Consider the following 24,629-nt stretch of genomic DNA (forward strand, 5'->3'; position numbering starts at 1 on the left):
AGACGCGCCGGCGTCCGAGCGAACCGCCTACCCCTCCCACGACTCGAAGTCGCCGTAGATGCCCTTCGAGAGGTATCGCTCGCTGGAGTCGGGGAAGACGGTGACGACGGCGTCGCCCGGCGCGTCCACCTCGCCGTCGCGGATGCGTTCGGCGACGTCGCGCGCCGCGAGACTCGCGGCCGCCGCCGAGGAGGCGACGAGGTGGCCCTCCTCGCGGGCGAGACGTTGGACCTCCGCGTGGGCGTCCCGGTCGGATATCTGCACCACCTCGTCGACGAGTTCGGGGTCGAACAGTTCGTTCGTCGTCGGGTCGTGGGTGCCGATGCCCTCCGTCTTGTACGCCTCCTCGTCGCCGTCCACGCCGACGAGCGTCGCGTACAGCGACCCCTCGGGTTCGACGGCGACGACGTGCGTCTCGGGGTCCCGTTCGCGGGCGTAGCGGGCGATACCCATGAGAGTCCCGGCCGTCCCGCACCCGGCGACGACGGCGCCCACGTCGCCGTCCAGCGCCTCGTACATCTCGGGCCCCGTCGTCGCGTAGTGCGCCTCGGCGTTCAGCGGGTTCGAGAACTGCTGGGGGACGACGGCGTCGTCGAGTTCGGCCGCGAGTTCGCGCGCGCGGTCGATGGCCCCGCCCATGCCGTCCGCGGTGGGCGTGTTGACAACCGTCGCGCCGAGGGCCCGCATCAGTTGCTGTTTCTCGACGCTGAAACGTTCGGGGACGACGAAGACGGCGTCGACTCCGAGTTGGCCGGCGGCGACGGCGATGCCGATGCCGGTGTTGCCGGCCGTCGGTTCGACGACGGTGCCTCCCTCCGAGAGCGTCCCGTCGTCGAGCATGCGCTCGAGCATGTATTTCCCGATGCGGTCCTTGACGCTCGCGCCGGGGTTGAACGACTCCAGTTTGGCGTACACCGGCACCTCGTCGGGGGACGCGTGGACGCGGACGAGGGGCGTCTCACCGACGGTGTCGAGGACCGAAGCGAGCGGTTCCCGGTGGGTGGTCATGCGCTGGCAAATGTTGCCCCTGTACCTCAAAGTTCCCATCGGCGGGTCCGCCGTCGCCGAATCCGCGGGGCCGAAGACGGCGAGCGCGGACGCTGGAGACGGCAAGTGAGGGGGCTGGAGAGAGAGCGAGTGCGGACGCTGGAGACGGAGAGTGGCGACACTGGAGAGACGGCGCGCACGGACGGGCGACAGCGAATCGAGTCCGCAGGAGAGCGCCGGTCAGTTCTCGGTCTGCGCGTCGTCGCCGCCGTCGGCCGTCTCACCGGCCGCCGCCTCGTCGCTCGGGTCGGCCGTCGCGTTCGACTCGTCCGTCTCCGCCTCTTTGATGTGGGCGTTGGCGGTGACCGTCTCCACGTCGATACCCTCTCGCTCGGCGAGTGCCTCCAGCAGCGCGCGCTGTTCGGCGTTCTCCGTCTCCAGTCGGTCCACTCGGTCCCGGGTGTCCTGAGCCGTCTCGCGCATCTCCGCCAGCTGCTCGCGGAGTTCGTTCAGTCGCGCGTACACGTCTTCGGCCATCTCGGCCACCTTCTGGAGCTTCTTCGCCGTGCCTCCGATTCCCATGTTCGCCCGTGCGTCCCCCGGGTTTGTGTGCGTTCCGCTTCGGTGGCCCCGTCGAAACTCTCTCCCCGACGGCGAATCTCGCGAGCCGTTCTGAATATAGAGTGCGTTCCTCGCAGTACCGTTATCCCCGTTCGAGGAGTAGCGGGGACGATGCCCGTCAACCCGAACTTTCTCGAACGCTTGGTGTTGTTCCGGCTCAACAAGGCCCCGGCGCCAATGCTCGACCTGTTCGGTGCGGCGAGTTTCGAGGCGGTGTCGCTCGCTCTGGACCTGGGTCTGTTCGAGACGCTCGCGGACGCCGAGACCCCGCTTACGGCCGCCGCTCTGGCCGACCGTATTGACGCCCATCCCGACGGCATCGCGACGCTCTGCGACTTTCTGGTGACCGAGGGGTACCTCGCCGCCTCGGACGGCAGCTACCGCCTGACCGGAATGACGGAGAAGTGGCTACTGACTACGTCCGAGACGAACATGGGACCGTGGCTCACCTTCTGGAACGAACTCGTCTTCCCGTTCTGGGAACGCGAACTCGAAACCGCCGTCGTGGAGGGAGAGCCGAGTCAGTCGATCTACGAGTGGTTCGACGAGGAGCCCGCCCGGTGGGAGACCGCCCAGGCCGGATTTCGGGCGACGGCCTCCTTGTTGGTGGACGACGTGACCGACGCGGTGTCCGTTCCGGACGGGAACGCACGGCTCGTCGACGTCGGCGGAGGTCACGGGCTCTACACGATAGAACTGTGTCGGCGGCACCCGAACCTCACGGCGACTATCTTCGACCTCCCGGGCGCTGTCGAGACCCTCGGCGACGAGGTTCCCGCCGAGGTGGCGGACCGGGTCAGGACACGAGCAGGGGACTACCTGACGGACGACCTCGGCGACGGATACGACGTGGCGCTCCTGTTCAACGTCGTCCACGCTCACGACCCGGCAGAGAACACTGCGCTCTTCGAGCGGGTGGCGGATTCGCTCGCGCCGAACGGGCGAATCGTCCTGTTAGACCAGTGGGAGGGCAGCGGGCGAACGCCGGTGAGCCGGGCCGGACTCCGGTTCGTCGCACTGACTTACCTGACGACGCTCGATGCGACCGTCTACACGCACGAGGAGGTTACCTCCTGGCTTCGAGAGGCCGGATTCGAGGATATCACCCGGCGGAGCGTCGGTCCGGTCGCGGGGCAGGCACTCGTCGAAGCGACCAAGCGATGAGTCCCGCAGCGACTGTCGCCGTCTCTCCCCTCCGTCTGCAGCACGCGCCCCCTGTCAGTCGGTAGGTCGCGGGGGCAGAACCGCTTCGGGGAGCGTCAGGGAAGCGTCGGTGAATCGCGGACGACGAGAGCGACGGTGGGGAGAACCCGCACCGACCCGTCTCACAGTTCGTTCGCGTCCACGTCGCCGACGAGGTACCGGACCGCGACGTAGACGCCCGCCGCGCCGACGGCGTACGCGAGGACGACGAACGGCGCCGCGGCGTCGGCGCTCCCGATTGCGAGTCTGGCCGCCGTGTTCACCGGGTTGTGCGGGAACAGCGTGGTGCCGCCGAAGACGAACAGCACGCCGATGGAGTAGAGGAACTGCGCGGTGCGACGCTCCGGCGCGAGCAACGCCACCGCGGCGGCGAGCGAGCAGACGAGCGTCGACAGCGCCGCCACGAGGACGACGAGCGTCGCCGGACTCGCCACGTCCGTCCCGTTGAACCCGAGGAGGACGAGCCACAGGACCGCCTGCGCGGGCGCGAGCGTCGCCGCCGCGAGGAGTTTACCGTCCACGATTTCCCGGAGGGTGACGGGGGCGACGCGGAGCAGTTCCAGCGTCCCGCGCTCGCGTTCCTCGGTCAGCGAGTCCACCGTGAGCGACCCGCTGATGAACACCGGGAGGAAGAGCAGCAGGGGGACGAGGACGGTGTACGTGAAGCCGTAGTACGGGCTCGAACGCGTCTCCGGCGGGAGGTCGATGGGCAGCGTCGACAGCGACGCCGCGCGGTCCAGTCGCTCCGCGCGTTCGAGGTTCCGGAGCACGTCGCGGAGTTGGACGACGACCACCGTCGTCTGGACGTTCGAGTCCGGCACCGACGCCGAGACGAACAGCCTGCCGTCGCGTCGCTCACCTATCAGTACCGCGTCGATACCGGTCGCGGCGGGGTTCTCGAACGCGCTCGTCGCCGACGCCGCGTCGGGGTAGACGCTCGGGTCGACGCCCCGAACCTCGTCGGCCGCCCGCACCAGTTCGTCGGTGGCGTCGCCCGCGACGGCCACGTCCACCTCGTAGCCGCCGACCTGTCCGGGGTCGTACAGCGAGACGAGCCCGACGACGAGGAACGACGAGAACGCCGCGATGAACAACTGCAGCACCAAGGCGAGGACGATGGTCTTCTCCCTGCCGAGCGAGGAGAGTTCCCGCTTGGCGATGGTCACGCGCGGGTCACCCAAGGCTGCTCACCACCGCGAGGTTGTAGGCGGTGTGAACCGCCGCCGCGACGAGGAACGACGCGGCGTACCACCGCTTCCCGCGCGACGCGCCGACGGCGGAGACGGCCGCCGTGACGACGTGGAGCGCCAGTGGCGCGAGGAGCAACCCGACCGCCGCGAGGACGCCGACGTCGAGTCCGACGCCGGACGGGCCGAGCGCCGCGCGCCCGAGCGTCAACTCGGGCAGGCCGACCACCTGCGCGACGGCGGTGAACTTCTCGCCGACGAAGAAGCCCAGTCCCGAGAGCGCGCCGAGCGAGAGGGCGGTCCGCGTCGTCCGCTCGAACCGCCCCTTCTCGAACGCCGCGTAGACGTGGAGGCTCTTGGCCGCCTCCTCGACGAGGGCGACGAACGTCAGGAGGAGCGGGACGGTCAGTTCGACGGGGAGGACGAACAGGACGGCGATGGCGAGCAACTCGGCGACGAAGACGAACGGGATGGAGAGCCCCGAGACCAGCGCCACGTCCCGCGGGCGGGAGACGCGCGCGTCGAGGGCGTCGAGGAACTTCAGCGGCACCGCCCGCTGGGTGAACATGTCCTCCTCGCGGTAGACGCCCGCGCCGAGGAGGAACAGCACGCCCGCACAGAGGACGAACGGCCCCGTCGAGAACAGGAACGCGCCGAGGCTCACCGTTCCCGCCCCAAGGTCGCGGACGACGAGCGTCAGCGGCGAGATGAGCGCGACGGGCGTCACCTGCGTGAAGATGGCCGGGACGAACGTGTAGGAGGTGAGAAACACCGACACCGCGACGGTGACGAAGGTGAGTTCCTTGAACGACCGGGCGAACATCGCGCCGACGAACGTCGCGCCGAGGAACACCAGTCCGATGGGGACGACGGCGGCGACGGAGACGACACCACCGCCGACGGCGAGGGCGATGGCCGTCGTGACGCCGAGGACGACGCCGACGTACGGGAGCGTCTTCCCGAGGACGATGTCGCCCGGCGAGACGGGCGCGACGAGGAGCAGTTCGCCCCGCCGGTTGATTCGCTCGTTCAACATCGTGCTGCCGTAGGCCTGCACGACGAAGTTCATCGGTACGAGGAACGCGAACGCGAGGACGAGCGAGGCGAACGGGAACGGCGGCCGCACGTCCGCCGGCGACCCGGTCGACCCGCCCGAGAGCGGGTTGATGCCGCCGAGGTTCGGCACCGAGAGCGACCCGTCGCCTCCGCCGTCCGTCGGCGAACCGGCCGCGGCCGAGCCGTCGTCGTCGGCAGTCGCGCCGGTGCCAGCGGCCGTCTCTCCGCCGGTCCCGCCGTCCGCCGACGGACCGGTAGCGCCGCCGTCGCTCCCGCCGGTTCCGCTTGCGTCGCCCCCGCCGGTGCCGTCGACGCCACCCGCCTCGCCGGCGGACGCGCCCGCCGGAAGCGGCGACCCCCGCGAGACGTACTCCAGCGAGACGACGACGGGGAACGCCGCCGTCCGGTTCTCCTCGTTCCGCATCGCCGCGGTGTTGTACCGGCGGACGGCGTCGTTCAACGCCGCGAGTGCGGCCCGACTCTTCTGCGTGTCGTCGCCGAGGACGCGGCCGTCGAGGAGGAGGAGGTCCACCTCGCCCGCGCGGAGGGCGTCCGCGCTCGGGTCGCGCGGGTCGAGTGCCGGCGCGGCCGCGACCGGGTCGTAGTACTGGCTGTCGTCGGCGACGCCGACGCGGTAGATGTCCCTGTCGAGGGCGACGCCGCCGGACACCACGCCGGCGGTGGCGACGCCGCCCGCGAGGACGACGGCGACGAGGAGCAGACCCACCGTCCGGCGGTCCAGCGTTCCCGCCGAGCGTTCGACCTCCCACCGGGCGATGCGCGCGACGGCGCGGAGACGCTCCCGGAGCGACCGACTCACCGCGCGCCTCCCTCCGCCCCCGCCGTGTCGCTCTCGGTCCGCGTCGCGTCGCCCGTTCGGTCCCCGTCGCTCCCGTCGGGTCCGTCGCGCCCGCCGTCCGCCCCGGACGCGGCGGCCCGCCCCCTGCCGTCGTCGCGCGCCTCGGGCGGCCGGCCGGCGAGTTCGAGGAAGACGTCCTCCAGACTCGGCTCTCGCGTGCGGATGTCGACCACCTCGCCGCCGGCCGCCGCGGCCGCCTCGCGGACGGACTCGACGGCGTCCATGTCGGGGACGACGCGCCGGTACCGGCCGTCGTCGGTGGCCTCCGACCCATCGACGGCCGCCGTGGTGAACACGTGGTACGTCGTCTCGCCGTGTTCCTCGCGTATCTCCGGCACCGTCCCGCGGGCGATTATCTCCCCGCGGTTCATGATGACGACGCGGTCGCAGACGCTCTCGACGTGGTAGAGGTTGTGCGCGCTGAAGACGACGGTCTTGCCGCGGTCCGCGAGGTCACGGGTGAACTCCAGCACGTAGTTCGTCGTCAGGGGGTCCAGTCCCGACGCGGGTTCGTCGTAGATGAGCAGGTCCGGGTCGTTCACCAGCGACCGGGCGATGGCGACCTTTCGCTTCATCCCCTTCGACACGTCGCCCAACCGCCGGTCGCGGTGTTCGAGTTCGAGTCGGTCGAGAGTGTCCTCTGTGCGCCGGGTGGCCTCCTCGCGCGGCACGTCGTACAGGTCCGCGAAGAAGCGCAGGTACGACCGCGCGGTCATGTCCTCGTAGAGGGGTGACTCCTCGGGCAGGAAGCCGAGGTGGCGGCGCATCTCCGGGTCGCCGGCGTCGTAGTCGCCGACGCGCGCCGTCCCCTCGGTCGGTTCGACGAGTCCCGCCAGCATCTTCAGCGTCGTCGTCTTCCCCGCGCCGTTCGGCCCGACGACCCCGAAAATCTCCCCCTCGTCCACCGCGAAGTCGCTGCCGACGACGGCGGGGAAGTCCCCGTACGTCTTGCGAAGTCCCTCGACCCGTATCATGCGCGTTGCGAGGGACGACCCCCGGTTAAATGGTTCGTGCAGATGTTCAACGTTGATACTCGGGCCCGGAAGCGACGACGGACTGATTACCCGCGGCGAGAAACGGTGGGTCGTGCCCGCAGACGACTATCTCGACCCGCGGACGGCGCTGTTCGTCGGCGGGTTCGTCGCGTTCCTGTTCTGGTTCGCCGGCGGCCTCGCGTACGTCGCCGCGGGGGAGGTGTTGCCGACGGTCCGCACGTTCGCCCTCGTCTTCGTCGGCCTCGGGTTCGTCTTCTTCGGCGGCGGGGCCGTCGTCGCCCTCGTCCTCCGCTGGCGGGCCGGCGACTGACTCCCTGCGGACCGGCCGGCGACTGCCCCTCGCGAACGGACCGCCGACTGCCCCTCGCGGCCGCGGACGCCGGGACGCGAAAACGTTTCGTGACACCCCGGCGATAGTTCGAACGTATGGCTGTGACTGTCGTGCAAGGGACGGACGGTCGGTGGCATCGAACGGACATCCTCGCCTGCACCGAGTCGTCGGTGCTGGAGACCGGCGAGAAGCAGGACCGCGAACTGGAGGAGTTGGGAGAGGACCGGTGTTCGAACTGCACGTGGTAGGGGCGCGCCGCGGCGCGGGCGGGAGATGCCTCGCCTACTCGTAGTCGTAGAACCCCTTCCCAGTCTTCTTGCCGAGGTCACCCGCGTCAACCTTCCGCTTGAGGAGGTACGCCGGCTTGTATCGGTCGCCGAGTTCCTCGTGAAGCGTCTCGGAGGCGTCCAGACAGATGTCGAGGCCGATGTGGTCGGCCAGCGTCAGCGGACCCATCGGCACGTTGGTGCCGAGCGTCATCCCCCGGTCGATGTCGTCCTTCGAGGCGACGCCCTCGTCGTAGGCGCGGATGCCCTCGTTTATCCACGGCATCAGGATGCGGTTCGTGACGAACCCCGGCTTGTCGTCGGACTCCCACGTCTCCTTGTCGAGTTCCTCGGAGAACTCGTGCGCGAGGTCGACGACGGCGGGGTCCGTCTTCTCCCCGACGACGACTTCGACGCCCTTCATCACCGGCACCGGGTTCATGAAGTGGACGCCGACCACCTTCTCGGGGCGGTCCGTCGCGGCGGCGATGGTGGTGATAGACAGCGTGCTCGTGTTCGTCGCCAGCACCACGTCCTCGTCGGCCACCTCGTCTAAGTCCGCGAAGATGTCGCGCTTTATCTCCATGTCCTCGACGGCCGCCTCCACGACGAGGTCCGCGACGGAGAGGTCGGCCAACTCCGTCGTCCCGTGGATGCGGTCGAGGACGGCCTCCGACTCCGACTCGGTGAGGCGGTCCTTCCGCACGAACCGCGCGAGGGAGTCTTCGATGCTGTCGAACCCGCGTTCGACGAACTGCGTCTCGACGTCGCGCATGACCACGTCGTACCCGGCCATCGCGGCCACTTGCGCGATGCCGTTGCCCATCGTGCCGGCGCCGACGACGCCGACCGTCTCCACGTCGGATAGCTCACGAACGTCCATGAGATTCGATGCGCGGCGACGGGTTCTAAACGTGGCGAACCGGCGCTCGTATCTGCCCTCCGGTAAAGAACGTGATAGATTTCGAACAGCCACGGAAACTCTCAAGTTGCGCAACGTGAAGGTACTCCCCAACGGGTGAAAGCGTGACGCAAGGTGCCGACAGCGAGGATGGGGTCGACGACCACGCCGAGGGCGACGCCGTCGGTGAGTCCGAGGACCGAGAACGGGGGGGAGCGGAGGCCACGTCGGACGTCTCGTGGAGTGCGGCCGCCCCGACGGAGAGCGACGAGGAGATTCCGCTCCCGTGGACAGTCGTCGACGAGGGGGACGTCGAAGTCGAGGTGCCCGACGAGTTCGAGGCGTTGCGCTTCGTCGGCCCGAAGACGGCGGCGGCGCTTCGCGACTCGCCCATCGAGGTGGCGGATCTGGTTCGCAAGCGCGTCTCCTACCGCGACCTGACCGAACGTGGCGTCCATCCGGGCGTCGCGGCGAAGATTCGCCGGGAACACTCGCTGTCGTGGTCGTTCGACTCCGAGTCGTCGGACCTGTCGCGGCGGTCCTCGCAAGTCCGGGGACTGGACGACGAGGAACGCGCGTGGGTCGCCGCCTCCGCGGGGTGGGCCGAGGAGGACGAGTCGGCCGAGACGGACGGTTCAGGCGACGCGAGGAGTGCGGAGTCGGCGTGGCAGGCCGAGAGCGTCGAAGCCGAGGGGGCGGACGAGCAGTCGCCGACCGACGGCGAGTCCGCGTGGCGGTCCTCGGCGACGGCGTCCAGCGACGACGGCCCGACGCGGGACGGCGAGGCGGCGTGGCGGGCGAAGGCCGGCGACGACGAGGCGGCGGGGAGCGAGGCCGGCGACGACGAGGCGGCGTGGCGGGCGAAGGCCGGCGACGACGAGGCGGCGGGGAGCGAGGCCGGCGACGACGAGGCGGCGGGGAGCGAGGCCGGCGACGACGAGGCGGCGGGGAGCGAGGCGGCGTGGCGCGAACGGGCGACGGCGTCGCCGGGGACGAGTGACGACGACACCGGCGAGGCGTCCCGCGCCTCGGCCACCGACGCGGAGGCGGCGTGGCGCGAACAGAGCGCACCGACGCCGGTGACGGCCCTCGAAGCGGTGGACGACGCCTACGCCGACAGACTCGCCGACGCCGGCATCCGGTCGATTCGGCGACTCGCCACCGCCGACCCGGAGAGCGTCGCCGACGCCCTCGAACTCGACCGGCGACGGGTCGAACGGTGGTGCGAGGCGGCCCGCACCGCCCTCGACTGAGCCGCCACCGAGAGAAGTTTTTACTCTTCGAGTTAATTTCTCTGTGCGCCATTTTTCGGCATTTCAACCGCTATAGAACGCACATAACCGGATTGTAGCTTGAAAGTCACAGATTCCTAACGACACCAGTTTTATATATTTGCTGACCCGACTCGAAACCGATGAGAACCGGTGACGCGACCGACGGAAGCGGCCCCGACCGGCCGTCGGCGACGCGCCGGCGGACGCCCCCTGTTGCACGCTCTGCCACGACACGCGGAGGTGCGTTCTGACCGATGGCCACCGAGGAGAAACCAACTTCGACGGAGACGGCATCGAACGAGACGACTATCACCCAGATTCTCGACGTGGTGGCCCGCGCGGCCCCCGAGATTCGCGCGGGACTCCCCGGGCGGCGCATCTACGCCGAGCAGAACAACCCCTCCGGGGAGACGCCGATGGAGGCGGACATCTACGCCGACGAGATGCTCTGCGAGCGACTCGGTGACCTCGACGGCGTCGGCGAGTACGCCAGCGAGGAACGGCAGGAGGTCATCGACACGGGGTCCGGGCTCTCCGTCTGCGTGGACCCCCTCGACGGTTCCTCGAACCTGAAGCCCAACAACACGCTCGGAACCATCCTCGCCGTCTACGACGCCCCGCTTCCGGCCGCCGGGTCGGACATGGTCGCCGCGGCGTACGTCCTCTACGGCGCGACGACGACGATGATAACCGCCTACGACGACACCGTCACCGAGTACGTGGTTCAGGACGACGGCGAGTACGAGGCGGTCCGGGAGGACGTGACGCTCCCCGAGGACCCGTCGGTGTACGGCTTCGGCGGCCGCGTCCCCGAGTGGATAGACCCCTTCACGGAGTACGTCCGCGAAGTCGAGTCGGACCCGAGCATGAAACTCCGCTACGGCGGGTCGATGATCGGCGACGTGAATCAGGTCCTCACGTACGGCGGCATCTTCGCCTACCCGACGCTGACGGACCACCCCGAGGGGAAACTCCGCGTCCAGTTCGAGGGCTACCCCGTCGGTTACATCCTCGAAACCGCCGGCGGACGCTCCTCCGACGGCGAGCAGTCGCTGATGGACGTGGAGAAGGACGGCCTGCACTCCCGGACGCCGGTGTACGTCGGCAACGAGGAACTGATCGAGCGACTGGAAGCGGCACTCGACGACTGAGCGACTCGGCGCTCCCCCAGTCGCCGGCCGTCCGGCAAATTCTACATAGAAAACAATTTTGAACTACCCCGCACAGTCCGGGGTATGAAGGTCCGAATCGGTGCGGACGCGACCGACGACGAAGCGTCTGCCATCGCGAACGCCCTCGCACGACACCTCGACGCGGCGGTCGAAGTGTACGCGGGCGACGGGGACGACCCCGCCGCGACGGCCGACGCACCGACGACAGAGTACCCGTTGGACGACGAGTTGGGCCCGACCGACCGGGAGGCGAAACTGCGCGAGGAGATACGGGACATCCTCGAGGGCGGGCCGGCGAAGTACCGCGACCGCCTCGGCGAACAGGGGAAACTGTTCGTCCGCGACCGTCTCGACCTCTGGTTCGACTCGACGGGCGCGTCCGCGGGCGAGGGCTCCGACGAGAACGGCATCACCTTCGAGGACGGCAAGTTCGCCCACTTCGACGGCTGGCACCCGGACAGTCCCGAAGTCGAGCGACCGGACGAGAACAACCGCCTGCCCGCCGACGGCCTCGTCACCGGCGCGGCGACGTTCGAGGGCCGCGACCTGCACTTCATGGCGAACGACTTCACCGTGAAGGCCGGGTCGATGGCGCGGCACGGCGTCGAGAAGTTCCTGCGGATGCAGCAACGCGCGCTGAAGAACGGCAAGCCGGTCCTCTACCTGATGGACTCCTCCGGCGGCCGAATCGACCAGCAGACGGGCTTCTTCGCCAACCGCGAGGGTATCGGGAAGTACTACTACAACCACTCGATGCTCTCGGGGCGCGTCCCGCAGATATGCGTCCTGTACGGCCCGTGCATCGCGGGCGCCGCCTACACCCCCGTCTTCGCCGACTTCACCGTCATGGTCGAGGGGATGTCCGCGATGGCCATCGCCTCGCCGCGCATGGTCGAGATGGTCACCGGCGAGGAGATTTCGATGCAGGACCTCGGCGGCGCGCGGATGCACGCCGAGGAGTCCGGTAGCGCCGACCTGGTCGCCCGCGACGAGGCGCACGCCCGCGAACTCGTCGCGCAGTTGCTGTCGTACCTCCCCGACAAGGCGGGCGAGAAACCGCCGCAGTCGGAGACGGTCCCTCCGAAGTACTCGCCCGACGGCATCGACGAACTCATCCCGGAGGCACCGAACCGGCCGTACGACGTTCACGACCTCCTCGACAGGGTCGTCGACGCCGAGTCGGTGTTCGAACTCAAGCCCGACTACGGGACGGAGATAGTCACCGCGTTCGCCCGCATCGACGGCCGTCCCGTCGGCGTCGTCGCCAACCAACCCGCCCAGCGGTCGGGTGCCATCTTCCCCGACGCCGCCGAGAAGGCGGCCGAGTTCATCTGGACCTGCGACGCCTACGAGATTCCCCTGCTGTACCTCTGCGACACGCCGGGGTTCATGGCCGGGTCGCAGGTGGAGAAAGACGCCATCCTGGAGAAGGGCAAGAAGTTCATCTACGCCACGTCGTCGGCGACGGTGCCGAAACAGACCGTCGTCGTCCGCAAGGCCTACGGCGCGGGCATCTACGCGATGGGCGGCCCCGCCTACGACCCCGAGAGCGTCATCGCGCTCCCGTCGGGCGAAATCGGCATCATGGGGCCAGAAGCCGCCATCAACGCCGTCTACGCCAACAAACTCGCCGACATCGACGACCCCGAGGAGCGGAAGCGACGCGAGGACGAACTCCGCGAGGAGTACCGCGAGGACATCGACGCCCACCGCATGGCCAGCGAAGTCGTCATCGACGAGATAGTTCCGCCCTCCGACCTCCGCGCCGAACTCGCCGGCCGGTTCGCGTTCTACGCGGACGTGGAGAAGTCGCTGCCGGACAAGAAGCACGGCACCGTCCTCTGAGACGGCCCGACGCGACCCGAGGGCGTTGCGTCGGCCGCGCGCCGGGCGCGTAGGCGGTCGTTTATCGGACGGTAACGTTCCGATTATCACGACAGTCTCGGCCTATGTGACGACTACTGAGGAAGCCCCCGGCCGAGTCGCGTGGTATGGCAGCGCCCACCGTCACCGGGCCCGGGACGACGCTCTCGGACTTCCTCGCCGTCCTCGCCGAGCGAGAGCGAACTCTCTGGGTCGCCGTCGCCGTCACCTTCGTCCTCGACGTCACCCTGACCGCTCACGGGTTGACGCTCGGCTTCGAGGAGGCCAACCCCGTCGCGCGGGCGACGATGCTCGTCTTCGGGCCGCTTCCGGCGATGGTGGCGCTCAAGTCCGTCGTCGTCGGCATCGCCGTCGTCTTCACGCGCGTCGCGCCGCCGGCGGGGCGGCCGCTCATCCCCCTCGCCGTCGCGACGCCGTGGGCCCTCGCGTCCGCGTCGAACTTCGTCCTCATCTTCGGCTGAGCGGACGCGCCCCTCCGTAGCGGACGCGTCCCTCCGTCGCTCACCCGCGTACGTCCGCTACCGACCGCGTCGCCGCCGTCTTCGTCGCCGTCGTCGCTCGACGGCGGGGAGTCTGGCCTCGTCTTCGTAGATAACTCTCAGCGACGCGCCTCCAGCGCGGTCCGGATACCGCGGAGTTCGTCGCGGACCGCCCGCCACTCCTCGACCGACCCCGGAATCGAGTCGTCGCCGCCGCGGGCGAGGCGGCCCACCAGGTCCGCGGCGCGTCGGGCGTCGGCCACGTCGGTCAGCGACAGGTCGCCGCCGCCCGCGATTTCGACCGTCACGGTACCGTAGCCGAGGGCGTTGCCGACCGCCGACCGCCGGTAGGAGACGTCCTGCACCCGGCCGAGTTCGAGCGTCGTCACCCGCCGCGCGCGTCGGCCGCGCTTCGCGTACACCGCGCGGGAGGTGACGAGGAAGGCCGTCGCGTAGACGGGGTAGAGGCCGGCGACGGCGACGACGGCGGCGAGGAGTGCGCCCGGGACGGCGACGACCCACGGGAGGCCGGTGACGAGGGGGAGGGCGACGGAGGCGACGAGGACGACGCCCGCCGCGAGCAACTGCGGGAGGGCGCTCGCGACTACCGGACCGCCGGACCACTCGACCGTCTCCCCCTCGTCGAGCGTTATCCAGTCGGGGGCGTTCATCGCTCGTCGGCGGGGCGGACGTCTGCGTCGCTACGGGCGTCTTCGCCGCCGTTGACGCCGTCGTCGCCGCGGGCGTCGGCTCCCGCCACGCGCGCCGCGTCGTCGGTCTCCTCGGATTCGAGGAGCGACCGAATCGCGCGGAGTTCCGTCAGCACGTCGTCCAGCACGGCCCCCTTGTCCTCGTCCTCGCGGGAGCCGACGGCCTGCTTGACGCGACGGTTGACGAGTTCGGCCACCTCGCGGGGGTCCTCGACGGACTGGAACTGCAGTTCGACGCCGGACCCGCCGGCGGTGCTGACGTCGACGTTACCGAAGCCGAGGTACGCGCCGAGGACGCCCTGACTGTACGAGGTGTTCTGCACCTTGTCGAAGCCGACCTTCTGCACGTCGCGCGAGAGGATGCCCGACTTGCGGTAGAGGCCGGCCGTCGTGACGACGTAGTGGGTGTTGCGGAGCGAGAGGTACGCCCCGACGACGATTGGGATGCCGACGAGGAGGAGCGAGAGGGGGAGGCCGACGACCAACGCGGGGACGATGCTCGCGGGGTGGGGAGTGGCCGACCAGACGACGTCCTCGTCGTCGTCCAGGGTCACCCAGTCCAGTTCGGGTTCCATGTCCGGCGAGACGAGATGGGACGGGATAACCGTTGGCCCGTGACAGTCACGACTGCCGAGCGCTTCCCGCGAGGGCGTCCACGAGGACCGCCCACGCGAGTCCCGCGAGGCCCACGTCGCGGGCGAGGACGTCGCCGAAGGCACCGCCCTCGACGGCGAAGACGACGGCGAGGTAGGCGCAGGTGGCCGACAGCGAGACGGCGGCGACGGCGGCCGCGAACGCCGTGTAGCGGTCGGCGACGATGGCCGCGCCGAAGCCGACTTCGAGGACGCCGTTGACGAGCATGAAGACGACGGGGGAGACGACCAGCCACGGTGCCAGCCAGTCGGTGACGTAGACGGTCCACGCCGCCGGGTCCAGCAGTTTGTGGACGCCGGCGAGAAACACCATCGCGCCGAGACTCAGGCGCGCGAGCGTCGACGGGTCGGGGGCGCGGGCGGCGAACGCACGCGTCCGCTGCCGCGCCCGCGCCGAGAGCGTCCGGCCGTCGGGGTCCACTCGGGACTCACTCCTCCGGCCGCTTCAGCGACAGGGCCGTGCGGTCGAACTCGCAGACGAGTTCGTCGTCCTGATTGAACGCCTCGACGTGCATCGTGACGACGCCGCGTTCCCCGTCGGACGTCTCGCGCTTGTCGGTGACGGTGGTCTGCGCGCGGATGGTGTCGCCGTGAAAGACGGGCGCGGGGTGTTCGACGTCGTCGTACGAGAGGTTGGCGACGATGGTGCCGTCCGTCGTGTCGGGGATGGAGAGTCCGACGGCGAGCGACATCGTGTAGAGGCCGTTCACCAGTCTGTCGCCGAACTGCGTCTCCTCGGCGAACTCCCGGTCCAGATGCAACGGCTGCTGGTTCATCGTCATGTCGCAGAACGTCTGATTGTCGGACTCGGAGACGGTGCGTCGCTTCTCGTGGACGATTGTCTCGCCCACCTCGAACTCCTCGTAGTAGCGTCCCGTCATGGCCGTACGGTCTCGTCTCACGCGAAAAACCGTGACGGTTCCGACCGCCACGCCACAAACGCCTTCTCGGTGTCGGCCGAACGGACGGTCGAACGCGCGCCCTCGCCGTTCGTCTCACGTACATGTACTCGAATCTCCGCCTCGTGGTCGTGGTCGCACTGGTGTGTTCGAGCGTCTTCGCTGGCACCGCCGTCGCGCAGGACGCGACGACGACAACGGAGCCGACGACGACAGAGACTGCGACGGGAGAACCGACGACCGAAGAACCGACCGCGGGCGAGAGACCGGACGCCGACCCCATGGGACTCACCGACTCGCCGGTGCCCGGGTTCGGCGCGGTGACGGCCGTCCTCGCCCTCGCCGTCGCGGCACTCGCGGCCCGAGCGTCCGCCCGGTGACCGGCGCTCGCCGGTGCGAATCGGTCGGTCGGACCCGACCCCGACGAATCGGGGACAACACACAAGCCGCGTCCGTTCCTCAGCCCGTGTACCTCGATGATTCAGTGTCCTCGCTGCTCCGAAGCGGTCCCCGAGACCCGATACTGCCTGAACTGCGAGACGAATCTGGGCGTCCCGGAGATACCGACGCGCGACCCGGAGTTGACGGGGCGGTTGAGCGACGCCGCCGCCGCGGCGGACCACGAGAGCGTCGCGTTCCGGACGCTCCGCTCGAAGCACGACCAGTACGACCGGCCGCTGGGTAGCTACCTGTTCGCCGCGGAGCGACCGAAGCGAATCCTCGACGTGGACGCCGTCACGTTCGAGGGCCACGACGACGAGACGTGGAAGATACGCCCGGGGTTCAGAGCGCGGGGCCACGCCGTCGTCACCGACCGGCGTCTCCTCGTCGTCGCGCCGGCGACCCGGGGAGACCAGCTCTACGAACTGCCGTTCACCGACGCCGTCTCGGTCGAGTCGTCGTCGTCGTGGCTCGCGGACGCGCTCACGGTCGACCTCGCGGACGGGTCGTCGGTCAGCCTCGCCGTCTCGGGGCTGAACGACCACGAACGCGCGGCGGCCCGCGACCTGCTCCGGGAACGCGCGGCGGCGAACGACTCCGCGGAGTCGCGGCGGGCCGCGTTCGTCCGCGACGCGGACGACGTAATCGCCGACGCCGACGACGCGGCGACGGCCCTCCGGGCGGCGGCGGACCTGTTCGACGACCGCGAGGACCCGACCGCGTTCGACAGCCACGTCGCCGCGGCCGACTCCGTCGACGACCTGTTCGCGCGCCTCTCGGAGTCGGTCGGCCACGACCCGGCGTCTCGCCCCGCCGGCGCGAGCGACGAGAGCGACGCGGACGACCCGGACGCACCGCTCCCGGTCACCGGCGTCGGTTCGTCGGCTCTCGACACCCCGTCCGTCGACGCCCCCTCCCTGCGACGGAACCTCCGCCGGACGCTCAGCGAGGGCGACCCGAAGGAGGCGGGCAAGTGGGCCATCGGCGCGGGCATCGCCGGGTTCAGCGTCGCCGTCTCCCTGCCGTTCTCGACGGCGGCGGGTCTCGGTGCCATCGCCCTCGGCGGCGCCGCGACGGGGGCGTACGCGAGCGCGAACCCCGACTCCGCCGCCGCGCGAATCGACCCGATAGAGATGGCCGTCGGCGCGAAGGCGCGCGGCCGGCGGTGGGAGCGTCGCGGCGCGCCGGGCGGGGCCGCGGTCGGAAGCGCCGTCGGCGCGGCGGAACACGTCGCCGAACGGGCGACGCCCTCGGCGTACGCCCACTGGTACGCGAACGTCGACCCCGAGTTCGTCCTCCGAGGGGCCGAACTGGGCGCGCGGGCCGCCGACTCGTCGACCGACTTCGAGAACCGCACGGCCGCCGCCCTCCTCGGCGGCGGGTTCGGACTCGCCTACGGCTACAGCGACCTGGACGAGTCGGCTGCGGACCTCGAGGCGTTGCTCGACGCGGACGCGGAGAGCGTCCTCCCGTCCGGAAGAGACGACGGCGACCGAGCCGACGAACTGGGAGAAGGCGACGGGAACGCTGGACCGGCCGATGACGGACGAGACGGCGACGGACCGGAGGAAGACGAGCGAGACGGGGACGGACCGGTCGACGACGAACGAGCGAACGGAGAACGGGGCGGCGGCGGCGACTGACCCGCCGACTCCCGACGGGACGTAGTTTCAAATCGCCGCCGCGCGTGGGTACGACTATGGCACGACGAAGCCTGCTCTTCTCGCCGGGGGACCGCCCGACGCTGATGCGGAAAGCGCCGTCCACCGGCGCCGACGTGCTCTGTTTCGACCTCGAAGACGCCGTCGCCCCGTCGAAGAAGGACGACGCCCGCGCGGCCGTCCGCGAGGTCCTGTCGGACCCGACGTTCGACCCCGACGCCGAAGTCCTCGTGCGCGTCGCCGCCGAAACCGTCGCCGACGACTTGGACGGCGTCCTCGGCCCCGACGGCGACGCCGACGTCCGACTGGACGGCCTCGTGGTCTCGAAGGTGGGGTTCGCCGAGGACGTGCGCGACGTGGACGACGAACTCGCGGCCCGCGGGTGGACGCTCCCCCTGTTCGCACTCGTGGAGACGGCCCGCGGCGTGTTGAACGCGCCCGACATCGCGGCCGCCGGCCCGACGACGGCCCTCGTGTTCGGCGCGGAGGACCTCGCCGCCGATTTGGGCGCGACGCGGACCGAGGAGGGCACCGAGGTGCTGTACGCCCGCGAACGAGTCGTCGTCGCCGCCGCCGCCGAGGGCGTCGACGCCATCGACACCGTCCACACCGACTTCGAGGACGAGGCGGGCCTGCGCGAACAGACCGAGTTCGCGCGCACCCTCGGCTACGACGGCAAGATGGCCATCAACCCCGCCCAAGTGCCCGTCGTCAACGACGCGTTCACGCCGCCGCCGGAGCGAGTCGAGTGGGCCGAACGGGTGCTCCGCGCCCGCGAGGAGGCCGACGCGTCCGCCTCGGGAGTCTTCCGCGTCGACGGCGAGATGATAGACGCGCCACTCGTCGCGCAGGCCGAACGCATCCTCGAACGCGCGGGCGAGGCGGACGAGTCGGACGCCGACGAGAACGAGAGATAGAACCACCTTAGTAGCGTATTATCATCATTCTATGATATTATTCCCGGCAGACTTAACCCACCTCCGTTCGCTGCAGTCAGTATGAGCGAGGAGGCGAACCCGTTCGAGAGTCTACAGGAACAGATAGACGACGCGGCCGCGTATTTGGACGTCAGCGACGACGTGCTCGAACGACTGAAGCACCCCGAGCGAGTTCTCGAACTGAACCTCTCGGTCGACATGGACGACGGGACGACGAACCGGTACCGGGCGTTCCGGTCGCAGTTCAACGGCGACCGCGGCCCGTACAAGGGCGGCATCCGCTACCACCCGAACGTCTCGCGCGACGAAGTGAAGGCCCTCTCGGGGTGGATGGTGTACAAGTGCGCCGTCGTCGACATCCCGTACGGCGGCGGGAAGGGCGGCATCGTCATCGACCCGCGCGCGCACTCGGCCGCCGAACTCGAACGCATCACGCGGTCGTTCGCGAAGGAACTCCGCCCCCTCGTCGGCGAGGACCAGGACATCCCCGCGCCGGACGTGAACACCGGCCAGCGAGAGATGAACTGGATAAAGGACACCTACGAGAAACTCGAACACACGACGGCACCGGGCGTCGTCACGGGCAAGGCCATCTCCTCCGGCGGGAGCGAGGGCCGCGTGGAGGCGACGGGCCGGTCGACGATGTTCACCGCCCGCGAGGCGTTCGACTACCTCGACGTCGAGATGGAGGGTGCCACCGTCGCCGTGCAGGGGTACGGGAACGCCGGGTCCGTCGCGGCGAAACTCCTCGAGGACATCGGCGCGAACGTCGTCGCCGTCTCCGACTCCGGCGGCGCCGTCTACAGGGAGGGCGGCCTCGACACGAGAGCGGTCAAGGAGTTCAAGCGCGAGACGGGGTCCGTCACGGGCTACGACGAGGCCGACGAGGAGATGTCGAACGACGACCTGCTCACCCTCGACGTGGACCTCCTCGTCCCCGCGGCGTTGGAGAACGCCATCGACGGCGACTTGGCGCAGGACGTGCAGGCGGACGTCATCGTCGAAGCCGCGAACGGGCCCCTCACGCCGGACGCCGACGACGTTCTCACCGAACGCGACGTCCACGTCTTCCCCGACATCCTCGCCAACGCGGGCGGCGTCACCGTCTCGTACTTCGAGTGGGTCCAGAACCGCCAGCGCTTCCACTGGACCGAAGAACGCGTCAACGACGAACTCGAACGCGTCATCACCGAGGCGTTCGACACCCTCGTCGACGCCTACGAGACCCACGACCTGCCGAACTTCCGCACCGCCGCGTACGTCGTCGCCATCCGTCGCGTCGTCGACGCGTACACGGACAACGGCAACTGGCCCTGAGACGCGCAACCGGCCCTGAGACGCGCAACCGGCCCTGAGACGCACAATCGGCCCTGAGTCGCCGTGACGGCCGGCGAACGCGACGCGGCGGCGACTGCTTCGACCCGAACCGCGGTTCCGACCCGTCGCGGAAAGACCTATCACAGGGAACGCTGAACTTCGGCCGTGTCCTTCACCGAACTCATCGCGAACGTCGAACGGAGCGAGAAAACCCTCGTCGTCCACAACGCCGACCCGGAGACGGTCGAGTCGGTCGTCGAACGCTTCGCCGACCGGAACGTGCGGGTCGTGACGGCGTCGACGGCGTCGGGACCGCCGGACTACGCCGTCCTCGCGGACGGTGACCGCGTGCTCTCCACGACGTCGCTGTCGGAACTCGTCCCCGACGGCGGGACGCCGCGGACGCCCGCGTTCGCCGTGCGGCCGTACCGACCCATCCTCGACGAGTTGGACGAGACGACTTTCTCCTCCTACGACGCCGGGCGGATGCTCGCGGCCTCCCGCGAGATAGAGGACCGCGCGTGGCGGATGGGCGGGACGCTCTACGCGGGGTTCCAGCGTTACTCCCGCCTCGAACCTCAGCTTTCGGTGTACGAGCAGTTGGGTTCGCGACCCGACCTCGACGTGACCGCGTTCGGCTACCCCGACGCCGAACTCTCCGACCACGGGGACGCGTTCGACGTCGTCCCCGACGAGGGCGCGGAGATGCGGAACGTCTGGTTCGTCGCCCACGACGGCGGCGGCGACGACGACGCGAAGTCCGCGCTGGTCGCCGAGGAACGCGAACCCAGACGGTTCTACGGGTTCTGGACGTACGACCCCGCCACCGTCGACTACGTGTTCGACCACGTGAACGACGCCTTCCTCGGCGGGTCGGAGACGCGGCGGACGGCGGGTGGCTGACCCGAGTCGGTTCGCGGCGGACGGCCCGACGAGTCGGCGTCGTCGCGAGCGGGAATCCACGGACGTGCATATTTCACCCACGATTCGAAGCCGAGTGATTCAAGTCGGTCCACGACCCGCTATCCGACGATGCGTCAGGACCACCTCATCTCCGCGACTCAACTGTCGCGGGACGACGTCGAGGCGGTGCTCGACCGCGCGGCGGACATCGACGCCGACCCGGCGGCGTGGCGGCAGCGACACGCCGGAACGGTACTCGGGCTGTGCTTTTTCGAACCCAGCACCCGCACGCGGATGAGCTTCGACACCGCGATGAAGCGGTTGGGCGGCAGAACCGTCGACATGGGACCGGTCGACTCCACGTCGGTGAAGAAGGGCGAGAGCCTCGCCGACACCGTTCGCGTCGTCGAGGGCTACGCGGACGCCATCGTCCTCCGGCACCCCCTAGAGGGCGCGGCGAAGATGGCCGCCGAGTTCGTCGACGTGCCCGTCATCAACGCGGGCGACGGCGCCGGCCAGCACCCCACCCAGACGCTCTTGGACCTGTACACGATTCGGGAGAACGCCGGACTGGACGACCTCACTATCGGCGTCATGGGCGACCTGAAGTACGGCCGGACGGTCCACTCGTTGGCCGAGGCGTTGACCAACTTCGACGTCCGTCAGCACTTCATCAGCCCCGAGAGTCTGCAACTCCCCCGCAGCGTCCGCTACGACCTCCACGACGCGGGCGCGCAGGTCCGCGAACACACCGAGTTGGCGGAGGTGCTCCCGGAACTCGACGTACTCTACGTGACGCGCATCCAGCGCGAACGCTTCCCCGACGAGAACGAGTACCGGAAAGTCGCCGGGCAGTACCAGATAGACGCCGACGACCTCGCGGCCGCCAAGGAGTCGCTGACGGTGATGCACCCGCTCCCCCGCGTGGACGAAATCGCCCCCGAGGTGGACGAGACGGCCCACGCCAAGTACTTCGAACAGGCACACAACGCCGTCCCGGTGCGGATGGCGCTGCTCGACATGTTGCTGGAGGGCCACCGATGAGCGAGAAAGAACTCCGCGTCTCGAAGATTCGCGACGGCACCGTCATCGACCACCTCACCGCGGGACAGGCGCTGAACGTCCTCGCCATCCTCGGCATCGACGGCTCCGGCGGCGAGGCCGTCTCCATCGGGATGAACGTGCCGTCGGACCGCCTCGCCCGCAAGGACATCGTGAAGGTCGAGGGGAGAGAACTGAGTCAGTCCGAGGTGGACGTCCTCTCGGTCATCTCTCCGGAGGCGACCATCAACATCGTCCGCGACTACGAAGTCGTCGACAAGAAGCGCGTCGAACGCCCCGAGGAGGTGACGGGCGTCCTCTCCTGCCCGAACCGCAACTGCATCACGAACGCCGACGAACCGGTCGTCTCCCGGTTCGAGGTGCTCTCGGACGGCCTCCGCTGCGGCTACTGCGGCAGCATCGTCCGCGAGGACGAGGTGGCCGCGAACCTCGACGTGAACTGACCCCGCGCGTCCGCGTCGGGTGGTTCCCCCGGCGCAGAGTCGGAGCGACCCGCGCTCGGCCGATTCGGACGGAGAGACGACAACGTCGTTCGCTGGCCGGAACGTCAGTTTCGATGTCCGCTTCACGTTCCCGTCCGTCGGAACGAGGGGAAATCACTTTGTACCGAACCGACGTACGGTAGTGTATGTCCGGAAAAGCAAAACTGCTCTTCGTACTCGCACTGGTCGCCGTCGTCTACGTCCTCGTCTCCGGCGGGTCCGAACCCGTCGAAGTCGAAGTCGAGGAGTGAGCCGTCGGCACAGACGAACCGCCCGCGAACCACCTCCGTTTCTTTCGACGCCGCGCCCGCAGTGACGACGCCCGAACGAACGACTCATGCCGTTCGCTCGGCAACGTCGGTGCATGTACGGCGTCGTCACGCGAAACCCCGACGAGGTGGAGTGGCCCGACTTCGACCGGGCGTTCTACGAGGTCAAAGACGTCACCGGCCGGGCGGCCGAACCGCTCCCGGAGGCGGTGAACATGGTGTCGTGCTTCGGCGACACCGCCGCCGCGAACAGCAACCCCGAACTCGTCCCGGTGGACGGCGAGGGCGAACGCGCCACGCGCGACCAGCGTTACTTCGACTGGGCGTACATCTGCCCGACGAACGAGAACTACCGGTCGGGCCTCCTCGAAATCGTCGCGGACTGCGCCGCCGAGAACCCCGACGTGCGACTGGACGACGTGGGCTTCCCCCGCGACGGTTACTGTCGCTGCGACCGGTGCGAACGCCTGTTCGCCGAGTGGGTCGACGCCGAGGGACGGGACGGCGACGACGACGACTGGTACGAGTGGCGCGCCGAGGTGATAACCGAGTTCGTCGCGGAGGCGGCCGACCGCATCCCCGGCCGGACGTACCTGACGCTGTACCCCGACCCGTATCCGGGGCATCTCTACCGCCGCGCCGGACTCGATATCGAGGCTCTCGCCGAGTACGTCGACGAGTTCGTCGTCCCCCTCTACGATATCCACTACGGAACGACGTACTGGCTGGAGACCATCGCCAAGGGGTTCCGGTCGCTGCTCGACCCCCTCGACGTGCCGTTCGCCATCGAACTGTACGCCGTCGACGCGGAGATGGAACTGGACGACCTCATTCACGCGACGGAGGTGGCCGAGTCCTACGCGGAGAACGTCTTCTTCGGCTACGACGCCTCGAACGCCGCCGCCGCACTCCGGCGGAAGCGCGCGGACCAGCAAGACGGCGTCACGCACCGCCCCGACGACGACGAGTGAGGGTCCGGTCGGCCGCGAGAGACGAGTGCGCGTCCGTTTCGACGGTCCGTGTGCGTCGGTCCGTTCTCAGATGACGCCCGCGAGGAACGCGACGACGACGACGCCGGCGACGAAGACGAGGAAGGCGAAGACGAACAACCCGAAGATGAGTCGCCGTTGCCCACCGGTCGGTTCTGCCATGGTCGCATCGTAGGACCGGACGGATAAATACTGACTGCCGACGCGGGGTCGCGACCCCTCGGCGTCGGTCGGTCAGCGGGGACGCGGCTACAGTTCTTCGAGTGGGTCGGCGTTGCCGTAGAACGGGTCCGGCCCGTCCGTCGGCGCGGTCCACTCGGCGGCGTTCGCCAACACGTCGCGGATGTCGTCGCGGTAGTAGATGGGGTACGTCTCGTGACCCGGGCGGAAGTAGAACACCCTGCCCGACCCGCGGTTGTAACAACACCCCGACCGGAACACCTCGCCGCCCTCGAACCAACTGGTGAAGACGAGTTCGTCCGGCGCGGGCACGTCGAACCGTTCGCCGTACATCTCCGCCTCGGGAATCTCGATCTGTTCGGGGAGGCCGTCGGCGATGGGGTGGCCCGGTTCGATGACCCACAGACGCTCGCGTTCGTCGGCCTCGCGCCACTTCAGCGCACAGGAGGTGCCCATGAGCGACTTGAACGGCTTCGAGTAGTGCGCCGAGTGGAGGACGAGCAGTCCCATCCCGTCGCGGACGCGTTCGACCACGCGTTCGACGACGTGGTCGGCCACCTCGTCGTGCGCGCGGTGGCCCCACCACGTCAGCACGTCCGTCTCGTCGAGGACGCCCTCGGTCAGGCCGTGTTCGGGGTCGTCCAGCGTGGCCGTTCGCGTCTCGAACCCGCGTTCCTCGAAGCCCGCGGCGATGGCCTCGTGGATGCCGTCGGGGTACACCTCGGCCACCGCCTCGCTGTCGCGTTCGTGTCGGTACTCGTTCCAGACTGTGACGGAGAGGTCCGCGCTCATGTCTCGTCGGACTCGGGGACCGGTCAAGTAGCCTCCGTTCCCGCGGCTTCGTCACCGTCGCCGCGCCCGCGACCCACCCCGGCGTCGGCGACGCGCGACCGGCGCATCGTTCAAACCG

The 24,629-nt window shown here is 69.3% G+C and carries 26 protein-coding genes; 15 read left to right on the forward strand and 11 right to left on the reverse strand.

All coding sequences use genetic code 11. The annotated features are described in order from the left end of the window. Positions 1–27: 27 nt before the first annotated feature. Both BM310_RS08995 and BM310_RS09000 read right to left on the reverse strand, forming a co-directional pair. A complete protein-coding gene (locus BM310_RS08995; protein ID WP_089806680.1) occupies positions 28–1,008 on the reverse strand; it encodes a PLP-dependent cysteine synthase family protein in 981 nt (326 codons plus the stop codon). Positions 1,009–1,227: 219 nt separating this feature from the next. Beyond that, entirely contained in the window at positions 1,228–1,569 is a 342-nt protein-coding gene (locus tag BM310_RS09000; RefSeq protein WP_089806682.1) for a DUF5798 family protein, read from the reverse strand. Positions 1,570–1,719: 150 nt separating this feature from the next. Between BM310_RS09000 and BM310_RS09005 the strand changes: the two genes are divergently transcribed. Next, positions 1,720–2,772: a methyltransferase gene (locus BM310_RS09005; RefSeq protein ID WP_177232567.1), complete on the forward strand. Its 1,053-nt coding sequence runs from the start codon at positions 1,720–1,722 to the stop codon at positions 2,770–2,772. Between the two features lie 161 nt (positions 2,773–2,933). Here BM310_RS09005 and BM310_RS09010 read toward each other — a convergent pair whose 3' ends face one another. Genes BM310_RS09010 through BM310_RS09020 form a run of 3 tightly spaced genes read right to left on the reverse strand, consistent with a single transcriptional unit; the run spans position 2,934 to position 6,887 of the window. Then, positions 2,934–3,992, reverse strand: coding sequence for an ABC transporter permease (locus BM310_RS09010; protein WP_089806684.1), 1,059 nt, complete (start codon positions 3,990–3,992; stop codon positions 2,934–2,936). After that, positions 3,985–5,874 (reverse strand): ABC transporter permease family protein, encoded by a 1,890-nt coding sequence (locus BM310_RS09015; protein ID WP_089806686.1) that lies wholly within the window; start codon positions 5,872–5,874, stop codon positions 3,985–3,987. Before BM310_RS09015 ends, BM310_RS09010 begins: the two co-directional genes overlap by 8 nt. Beyond that, positions 5,871–6,887, reverse strand: a complete 1,017-nt coding sequence (locus BM310_RS09020; protein ID WP_089806688.1) for an ABC transporter ATP-binding protein — start codon at positions 6,885–6,887, stop codon at positions 5,871–5,873. The genes BM310_RS09015 and BM310_RS09020 overlap by 4 nt, the downstream gene beginning before the upstream one ends. A gap of 112 nt (positions 6,888–6,999) precedes the next feature. Between BM310_RS09020 and BM310_RS09025 the strand changes: the two genes are divergently transcribed. Then, complete coding sequence (locus tag BM310_RS09025) at positions 7,000–7,218, forward strand: hypothetical protein (RefSeq protein ID WP_177232568.1); 219 nt, start codon at positions 7,000–7,002, stop codon at positions 7,216–7,218. Between the two features lie 116 nt (positions 7,219–7,334). Next, positions 7,335–7,487, forward strand: coding sequence for a hypothetical protein (locus tag BM310_RS21360; RefSeq protein ID WP_177232569.1), 153 nt, complete (start codon positions 7,335–7,337; stop codon positions 7,485–7,487). Between the two features lie 34 nt (positions 7,488–7,521). On the opposite strand, the gene BM310_RS09030 is transcribed toward BM310_RS21360, so the two are convergent. Beyond that, positions 7,522–8,388, reverse strand: coding sequence for a 3-hydroxyacyl-CoA dehydrogenase family protein (locus tag BM310_RS09030; protein ID WP_089806690.1), 867 nt, complete (start codon positions 8,386–8,388; stop codon positions 7,522–7,524). Positions 8,389–8,531: 143 nt separating this feature from the next. Between BM310_RS09030 and BM310_RS09035 the strand changes: the two genes are divergently transcribed. From BM310_RS09035 to BM310_RS09050, 4 genes are all read left to right on the forward strand, one after another. Next, on the forward strand, positions 8,532–9,659 hold the full coding sequence (locus BM310_RS09035; protein ID WP_089806692.1) for a DUF7409 domain-containing protein: 1,128 nt from the start codon (positions 8,532–8,534) through the stop codon (positions 9,657–9,659). A 275-nt stretch (positions 9,660–9,934) separates the two neighbouring features. Further along, positions 9,935–10,831, forward strand: coding sequence for a class 1 fructose-bisphosphatase (locus BM310_RS09040; RefSeq protein WP_089806693.1), 897 nt, complete (start codon positions 9,935–9,937; stop codon positions 10,829–10,831). An 84-nt stretch (positions 10,832–10,915) separates the two neighbouring features. Then, a complete protein-coding gene (locus tag BM310_RS09045) occupies positions 10,916–12,697 on the forward strand; it encodes an acyl-CoA carboxylase subunit beta (RefSeq protein WP_089806696.1) in 1,782 nt (593 codons plus the stop codon). Positions 12,698–12,843: 146 nt separating this feature from the next. Then, positions 12,844–13,197, forward strand: a complete 354-nt coding sequence (locus tag BM310_RS09050; protein WP_089806698.1) for a DUF5658 family protein — start codon at positions 12,844–12,846, stop codon at positions 13,195–13,197. A 137-nt stretch (positions 13,198–13,334) separates the two neighbouring features. Here the strand turns inward: BM310_RS09050 and BM310_RS09055 are convergent, their stop codons facing one another. Genes BM310_RS09055 through BM310_RS09070 form a run of 4 tightly spaced genes read right to left on the reverse strand, consistent with a single transcriptional unit; the run spans position 13,335 to position 15,480 of the window. After that, positions 13,335–13,886: a PH domain-containing protein gene (locus tag BM310_RS09055; protein ID WP_089806700.1), complete on the reverse strand. Its 552-nt coding sequence runs from the start codon at positions 13,884–13,886 to the stop codon at positions 13,335–13,337. Next, positions 13,883–14,500 carry a PH domain-containing protein gene (locus tag BM310_RS09060; RefSeq protein WP_089806703.1) on the reverse strand — a complete coding sequence of 206 codons (618 nt, stop codon included), beginning with the start codon at positions 14,498–14,500 and terminating at the stop codon, positions 13,883–13,885. The genes BM310_RS09055 and BM310_RS09060 overlap by 4 nt, the downstream gene beginning before the upstream one ends. Before the next feature lie 46 nt (positions 14,501–14,546). Beyond that, entirely contained in the window at positions 14,547–14,999 is a 453-nt protein-coding gene (locus BM310_RS09065; protein WP_089806705.1) for a DoxX family membrane protein, read from the reverse strand. A 7-nt stretch (positions 15,000–15,006) separates the two neighbouring features. Next, on the reverse strand, positions 15,007–15,480 hold the full coding sequence (locus BM310_RS09070; RefSeq protein WP_342714015.1) for a MaoC family dehydratase: 474 nt from the start codon (positions 15,478–15,480) through the stop codon (positions 15,007–15,009). Between the two features lie 101 nt (positions 15,481–15,581). Here BM310_RS09070 and BM310_RS09075 point away from each other — a divergent pair, with 101 nt between their 5' ends. From BM310_RS09075 to BM310_RS09110, 8 genes are all read left to right on the forward strand, one after another. Beyond that, on the forward strand, positions 15,582–15,857 hold the full coding sequence (locus tag BM310_RS09075; RefSeq protein ID WP_089806709.1) for a hypothetical protein: 276 nt from the start codon (positions 15,582–15,584) through the stop codon (positions 15,855–15,857). Positions 15,858–15,953: 96 nt separating this feature from the next. Further along, on the forward strand, positions 15,954–17,561 hold the full coding sequence (locus tag BM310_RS09080) for a hypothetical protein (protein WP_089806711.1): 1,608 nt from the start codon (positions 15,954–15,956) through the stop codon (positions 17,559–17,561). A 56-nt stretch (positions 17,562–17,617) separates the two neighbouring features. Further along, positions 17,618–18,496 carry an HpcH/HpaI aldolase/citrate lyase family protein gene (locus tag BM310_RS09085; RefSeq protein ID WP_089806714.1) on the forward strand — a complete coding sequence of 293 codons (879 nt, stop codon included), beginning with the start codon at positions 17,618–17,620 and terminating at the stop codon, positions 18,494–18,496. Between the two features lie 81 nt (positions 18,497–18,577). Next, positions 18,578–19,834 carry a Glu/Leu/Phe/Val family dehydrogenase gene (locus tag BM310_RS09090; RefSeq protein WP_089806716.1) on the forward strand — a complete coding sequence of 419 codons (1,257 nt, stop codon included), beginning with the start codon at positions 18,578–18,580 and terminating at the stop codon, positions 19,832–19,834. A 165-nt stretch (positions 19,835–19,999) separates the two neighbouring features. Continuing rightward, on the forward strand, positions 20,000–20,737 hold the full coding sequence (locus tag BM310_RS09095) for a DICT sensory domain-containing protein (protein ID WP_089806718.1): 738 nt from the start codon (positions 20,000–20,002) through the stop codon (positions 20,735–20,737). Between the two features lie 129 nt (positions 20,738–20,866). Further along, positions 20,867–21,781, forward strand: coding sequence for an aspartate carbamoyltransferase (gene pyrB, locus BM310_RS09100; RefSeq protein WP_089806721.1), 915 nt, complete (start codon positions 20,867–20,869; stop codon positions 21,779–21,781). Further along, complete coding sequence (pyrI, locus tag BM310_RS09105) at positions 21,778–22,242, forward strand: aspartate carbamoyltransferase regulatory subunit (protein WP_089806723.1); 465 nt, start codon at positions 21,778–21,780, stop codon at positions 22,240–22,242. The genes pyrB and pyrI overlap by 4 nt, the downstream gene beginning before the upstream one ends. Before the next feature lie 403 nt (positions 22,243–22,645). Then, positions 22,646–23,521: a hypothetical protein gene (locus BM310_RS09110; RefSeq protein WP_089806725.1), complete on the forward strand. Its 876-nt coding sequence runs from the start codon at positions 22,646–22,648 to the stop codon at positions 23,519–23,521. A 267-nt stretch (positions 23,522–23,788) separates the two neighbouring features. Here BM310_RS09110 and BM310_RS09115 read toward each other — a convergent pair whose 3' ends face one another. Continuing rightward, entirely contained in the window at positions 23,789–24,511 is a 723-nt protein-coding gene (locus tag BM310_RS09115; protein WP_089806726.1) for a ThuA domain-containing protein, read from the reverse strand. Between the last annotated feature and the right edge of the window lie 118 nt (positions 24,512–24,629).

The organism is Halogeometricum rufum, from assembly GCF_900112175.1.
GTDB lineage: Archaea > Halobacteriota > Halobacteria > Halobacteriales > Haloferacaceae > Halogeometricum > Halogeometricum rufum.